General features: G+C 33.6%; 7 protein-coding genes and 1 pseudogene. 6 read left to right on the forward strand and 2 right to left on the reverse strand.

Going from position 1 to position 6,348, the window contains the following annotated elements; translation table 11 throughout:
• Positions 1-136 precede the first annotated feature (136 nt).
• Both AC07SW_RS11420 and AC07SW_RS11425 read left to right on the forward strand, forming a co-directional pair.
• Complete coding sequence (locus AC07SW_RS11420) at positions 137-1,816, forward strand: peptide ABC transporter substrate-binding protein (RefSeq protein ID WP_494632916.1); 1,680 nt, start codon at positions 137-139, stop codon at positions 1,814-1,816.
• Between the two features lie 69 nt (positions 1,817-1,885).
• Entirely contained in the window at positions 1,886-2,368 is a 483-nt protein-coding gene (locus AC07SW_RS11425) for a hypothetical protein (RefSeq protein WP_494632918.1), read from the forward strand.
• On the opposite strand, the gene AC07SW_RS11430 is transcribed toward AC07SW_RS11425, so the two are convergent.
• Entirely contained in the window at positions 2,358-3,158 is an 801-nt protein-coding gene (locus AC07SW_RS11430; protein ID WP_034572928.1) for a tyrosine-protein phosphatase, read from the reverse strand. The two genes, AC07SW_RS11425 and AC07SW_RS11430, sit on opposite strands and share 11 nt — an antisense overlap.
• A 161-nt stretch (positions 3,159-3,319) precedes the next feature.
• Here AC07SW_RS11430 and AC07SW_RS11435 point away from each other — a divergent pair.
• The 3 genes and pseudogenes from AC07SW_RS11435 to AC07SW_RS11445 form a co-directional block, all read left to right on the forward strand.
• A pseudogene (locus tag AC07SW_RS11435) lies at positions 3,320-3,868 on the forward strand (maltose acetyltransferase domain-containing protein); the annotation flags it as partial.
• 34 nt (positions 3,869-3,902) lie between these two features.
• A complete protein-coding gene (locus tag AC07SW_RS11440) occupies positions 3,903-4,283 on the forward strand; it encodes a VOC family protein (RefSeq protein ID WP_034572933.1) in 381 nt (126 codons plus the stop codon).
• Positions 4,284-4,313: 30 nt separating this feature from the next.
• Entirely contained in the window at positions 4,314-4,580 is a 267-nt protein-coding gene (locus tag AC07SW_RS11445) for a chorismate mutase (RefSeq protein ID WP_034572936.1), read from the forward strand.
• Between the two features lie 27 nt (positions 4,581-4,607).
• Here the strand turns inward: AC07SW_RS11445 and AC07SW_RS11450 are convergent, their stop codons facing one another.
• On the reverse strand, positions 4,608-5,135 hold the full coding sequence (locus tag AC07SW_RS11450; protein ID WP_119907302.1) for a hypothetical protein: 528 nt from the start codon (positions 5,133-5,135) through the stop codon (positions 4,608-4,610).
• Positions 5,136-5,332: 197 nt separating this feature from the next.
• Between AC07SW_RS11450 and AC07SW_RS11455 the strand changes: the two genes are divergently transcribed.
• Positions 5,333-6,106, forward strand: a complete 774-nt coding sequence (locus AC07SW_RS11455) for a hypothetical protein (RefSeq protein WP_119907301.1) — start codon at positions 5,333-5,335, stop codon at positions 6,104-6,106.
• Positions 6,107-6,348: the final 242 nt, after the last annotated feature.

Consider the following 6,348-nt stretch of genomic DNA (forward strand, 5'->3'; position numbering starts at 1 on the left):
TGAGAGTTGTCTAATGGTAAATTATCAGAATATTCATAATTATCTTGCTTCTTTCTCATTTATCAGTTATATTAATAACAATCACTTTTAAAAAGGGGATTTAAAAGTGAAGGATAAGAGATAAGGGGTGCACATAATGAAATTAAAAAAAGTAGGTTTGGGAATACTTTTATTTTCAGTAGTACTGGCTGTGGGTTGTTCCAATACAGCAGACGATAAAAGTAAAAATAGCACTAAAAAGGATCATTCAGGTAAAAAATTAGCAGATGAGCAGGTTTTAAATTTAGTAGAAATAGCAGAATTGCCTACAGGAGATACAGCACTTGCAACAGATACGGTTAGTTTTACCGTATTCAATCAAGTAATGGAAGGTTTGTATCGTTTAGATAAGAAAAATCATCCAGTTCCGGCACTTGCAAAAGAAAAAGTGACCACAAGTGAAGATGGATTGACCTATACTTTTAAATTAAGAGATGATTCTGTATGGTCAAATGGCGATAAAGTAACAGCAAATGATTTTGTTTTTGCATGGAAGCGAGTAGTTGATCCAAAAACATCAGCACCATATGCGTACCTATTTGAAGGAATCAAAAATGCTAAAAGTATTATGGAAGAAGGAGCAGATCCTGCTACTTTAGGTGTCGAAGCAGTGAATGATTTCGAGTTTAAGGTAACAATGGAAACACCGGTTCCTTATTTTGTTTCATTAATGGCTTTTCCAACATTTTTCCCACAAAATGAAAAATTTGTTACGGAACAAAAAGATAAGTATGGGACTTCAAGTGATGCCATGCTTTCGAACGGCCCGTTTGTTTTCAAAGGCTGGGAAGGAACGAATTTATCATGGAAGTATGAAAAAAATCCAACTTATTGGGATAAGAAAAATGTCTACTTAGATACTATCAATGTAGAAGTTATTAAAGAAACCGCAACGGCTTTGAATTTATACGATGCAGATAAATTAGATCGTGTTCTATTAACGGGTGAATATGCAAAACAGTATCAAGGAGACAGTGAATATGACGTTGAAACAGAAGCACGATCAGCGTATATGCAATACAATCAATTACGCAACGGCCAAAAAACGCCATTAGCAAATGAAAATATGCGTCAAGCAATTGCGGCTTCCTACGATAAAAAGCTTCTAACTGAAGAAATTCTAGCAAATGGTTCAAAAGCATTAACAGGTTTTGTTCCACCTAGTCTTGCTTCAAATCCTAAGACAGATGAGGATTTCCGAAAAGAGTCAGGGAACTACTTGCCATATGATAAAAAAGCAGCGAAAAAATATTTTGATGCTGCTAAAAAAGAATTAGGCACAGAAAAATTTGAAATTGACTTAATTGCAGACGATGATGAAACGAATAAGAAAATCAGCGCGTTCTTAAAAGATCAAATTGAAACAAGCTTACCAGGTGTCACAATCAAAATCCGTTCATTGCCATTCAAGGTTCGTTTAGAAATGGCGACAAATCAGGACTATGATTTACAACAAGGCGGATGGGGAGCGGATTTTGCAGACCCAGTAAACTTTATTGATTTACAACAAACAAACAGCCCGTACAATCGTGCAAGCTACAGTAATGCGAAGTATGATCAATTGTTAGAAGATTCAAAAACGATTCACGCAACGGATCCAGAAGCACGTTGGAATGATTTACTAGCAGCAGAAAAAATCCTGTTAGATGAAGCAGGCATCTCACCGATGTTCCAACGAGCAGGAGCAACCTTGCAAAAATCTTATGTAAAAGATGTTTACAATCATCAAGTAGGAGCGAAATACACGTATAAAAATGCTTATATTGAAGCTCATTAACAAATAAGAAAAGGATCTTCTATAATAGAAGATCCTTTTCATACATAATTTAAAAAGGAGAGGCTAACAATGAAACTAATCAACTACAAAAATAACGATCCAGAATCGACTAACTACAATGAATACCCCTTAAATATAACGGATGCTAGCAATCAACAGTTAGCCTTTCTTGTTTTAAAATTCCTAGCAACAGTTGAAAAAATATATTTAGAGGAGACAGGTGAAACTAAACTGCCACCTTCTCATAGTATAGCAGTCATTCCAACACATCTTGTAAGTCCAGTTACAGACATCTATCTTTATATAATGAAGACATCAGCAAATCCTTCGACTCCCTTTTCGCTTTTTAGGATACCTAAGGAAAAAGGTTCTTTAACAGAACTTGATTTTCAGCAGAAAATTTTGCAAAAAATGTATCCTAAAGACAAAATGGTAACAAAGTTGTCTCTCAATCATTATTATCGCCAATTGAGATACTTAACTGTAGATGAATGTTTAGGTTTATGCGAAAAAAATATCCGTTTACAAATAAAAGCGGTTATTAGCGGTTAGTTAAGTACAATTCTTTTAACAACTCTCGCTTGTCATCTGTTAAATCTAGCGCTTCTTTTAAATAATTATCCGCAGAACCGAATTCTTTTAACATTGTTTGATAAGAGGCTTCTAAATACTCTGGGCGGACTTCGAGTGCTACCTTAGCCATATTGATTTGTTGAATTGGAGCATTAGCCGATTTTAACTGAGCTAAAACTTGTTGATTGTAAGCTTTCCGGTAAGTATTACTTAATAGAAAATCAGCCATAATCAAGTCGTTATCCGCATCTAACGCACTTAAAAATAAGGCTCCACCAAAACCTGTGCGATCTTTTCCGGCAGTACAATGGAAATAAGTAGCGCCCTTTTTTTCTTGAAGCAATAAGTTGAAAAACTGTTGATAGCCTTGGTGTGCATGGGAACTTGTTACAAAGTCACGATAAATTTCTAACAAATAAGATTCTGGCTCTGCTCCTGTTTGACTCATTTCCTTCATAATTTCTGCGGGGTCTGCAGAAACTGGGGAATCGTCTCCTAAAATATTAATGAAGTGATTTTGAACATTTGGGAGTTTGGGGTCAGGACGTGCTTGATCTTCAACAGTTGTTCTAAAATCGATTACTTGCTTTAACTGATATTCCTTCATTAAAATGTCTTGATCGCCAGAATCTAGACCATATAACTCAGCACCACGTAAGACCTTTTTTGGTAAAATCGTACCAGATTTTGTTTGGTAGCCTCCGTAGTCACGAACGTTAACTAAACTTTTTAATTTTAAAGGGTGTCCTTTGAATTCTTTTTCTTTCATGTAATTCCCTCCCATAGATAGTTTCTGTTATCTTTAAGTGTAGGTCACTTTTTTCTATTTTGCAAGCTTGAAAAAGTTCTTAATTTCTTGATAAATAAGTGGTAAAAATAAGCGAAGTATTAGATAATAGAAGTAATAACGTTTACATGAGGGGGAGAAAGATGAAAACTGAAAAAGAAAAAATGATTGCTGGGGAATTTTACAATCCAGGAGATGCTGAACTAAGAATAGGCAGGCGGAACGCTCGTAAACTAGTGAAAGAATACAATCAAAATGACCACCGAGAAAAAGGAAAGCTTATTTTAGAAAAATTGCTTGGTAAAGTAGGCGAGAATGTTTTTATTGAGCCTAATATTCGGGTAGATTATGGATACAATATTGAAGTAGGAGATAATTTTTATGCAAATTTTGATTGCACATTTTTAGATATTTGTCCGATTAAAATTGGGAACAACGTGATGTTTGCACCTGGTGTACAGCTTTATTCAGCAACCCATCCACTTGATCCTACAGAGCGTAATAATGGCTTAGAACTTGGCAAACCAATAACAATTGGTGATAATGTTTGGGTAGGTGGCTCGGCGATTATTGTTCCAGGTGTTACGTTGGGGGATAATGTGGTTGTAGGAGCAGGAGCAGTAGTAACAAAATCATTTCCTAAAGATGCAGTAATTGCAGGAAACCCAGCAAAAATCATTAAAATTATTGAGCCAAAAGAATAATAAATAGAAAGGGAGAAAATGGATGAGAATTGAGCATGTAGCTATTTGGGTTGAAAATATTGATGTGATGAGAAAGTTTTATGAACATTATTTTGAAGCAGAAGTAAGTGGTCTTTATGAGAATCCGAAAAATCAATTTAAGTCTTATTTTTTAACTTTTCAAGATAAAACACGCTTGGAAATTATGCAACAAGCAACGGTTACACAGCGCGTTGATAACAAGCATTTAGGCTGGGCACATCTTGCCTTTTCAGTTGGAAATCGGGTCAATGTAGATGAGTTAACCCGTCGACTAATAGAAGACGGCTTTGTCTGTCAAAATGGTCCCCGAATAACTGGAGATGGTTATTATGAAAGTGTAATAGAAGATCCTGAAGGGAATTTAATTGAAATTACAGAATAAATTCAACAAAAAGAAATGGGCGATAGTGAAATGTTAGAAAAACAACGAAATGAAATTGATGAACTAGATAAGCAATTAGTTGCTTTATTCGAAAAAAGAATGGAATTGGTTACTGAAATTGGAAATATTAAACAAAAAAATAATCTCCCAATTTTTGATGAAAGTCGAGAGATTGTCGTCATTGAACGAGCAGTAAGTCGATTGAAAGACCCAAGCTATAAGCCTTACGCATCTTGTTTCTTTAAAGATTTAATGACGATCACTAAAAAATATCAACGTTCTTTATTTGAGGAATAAAAAAAACTGATTTTCTCATATTAAAAATCAGTTCGTCTTTTTTAGTTGTTTTTTCTTTTTACGTCGTTTGCGAGCGTTTAGAACTTCTTGTTTTAAACGTTCATTTTCTTCTTTTGTTTCCACATAAGCAAGGTAGATTAATGAAACTGCATAAATCAAGCAAAGGTATAAAAAAGTAATGATGAGTGTTTCCATACTGTTGCTAATAAAATAAGCAGTGAAACTGATAATGCTGATAATGATTAACTGATTTCTACTTGGTTTGCCAATGATTGCGAATTTATTTTTAATTTGTAAAATGATTGATTTTTTTTTCGGTTGTTTTTTCTTTTGAATAGGTAGTTTTGATTTCTTGATAGTAGAGGGATTGTGACGTTTTTTTACCTTTTTTTTAGTTGTTTTCGGAGTTGTTTTTTTGACAGAATGGCTAAAATTTGGGAAAACAAAGAATGGTTTACTAAGAAAACCTTGTTGAATGAGTACACGAAATGTTACTATAATGGTATAATAAAACATGAGTACTGTTAACGTAAGATAGTAACTTGTGTGTGGCATCAGTGTTCTCCTTTCAAAATGAACGATGTTTGAGAATTGATAAGAGTGATTTTTTCAATTTATTAAAATACTAGTACCATTTTACCATATAAAAGGGAGTTTAGGGTACAGGAAAATCAAATTGAAAATTCAAAATAAAAATCGCAAGAAGCCTGTATTCAGGACAATTAAACTATAAAAGTATTGGAGGAAAGTATATGTTACCGTTTGCTTGGTTTAAGAAAAAGAAACACGATGATTATGATGAGTACGATGAAGAATATGATGATGAATTCGATGACGATGATTACGAAGATTATGATGATGAAGAATATGACGACGATGAAGAAGAAGAAGAGGATCGTACAAAATATGATTATGAAGCAATTGCTGGTAAATTTGAACGAGAAAATGCTCGCTTATTTAAAGACAATGAACGTTTGAAGAAAAAATTGGTAATGGCAGAAGAAGAGTTAAAAATGACTGCAATTGAAAAACAACAATTGCATGACCGTATTGAAACCATGCAACAAGGTACGGACTTTAGTCAACAAAGTACGAAAAAACAATTAAATGATACGATTGAATTATACACTCAAGTGAACGAAGAAAATCAACTATTAAAAAAACAGCTTGAAAAAATCAATACGTATAGCTTTGATGTCCTAGACACAGAGAAAAAATTAGCGAAATATAATGTTCTAGAAAAAGAAAATATTGAATTGAAAACACAGTTAACAAATGTAAAAATTGATTTAGCTGATGCGGTCTTAAATGCTAAAGAGATGGCGAAAGATATCATTACTCAAGCAAGCAATGAAGCGAATGTATATCAAACTCAAATTCAAGCACAACGTAAGTCGTTATCAAATGACATCAATGAAATTTATTACGAGCTAGATCAAACAAGATTGAAATTAAATGGCTTATTTACAGATGTGCGTACTCAAGTAGATGAGTTAAAAACATTGGCTGAAAATGAAAATAAATAAATAATCAAAGAAGATGGCGAATGCGCTATCTTCTTTTTTTATAAAAAAAAAACTAGCAGAAGACTGCTAGTTTAATGTTTATTTAGTTGTTTCTTTTCAGAATACTAAATCGTTTCTTTTTTTTCTTATTAAATTTGTTATCATCATCGAACTCATTGTCGTCATCAAATTCGTCATCATCATCGAACTCATCGTCGTCATCAAATTCGTCATCATCATCGAACTCATCGTCGTCATCAAAT

The organism is Carnobacterium sp. GW821-FHT04C06 (genome assembly GCF_059420345.1).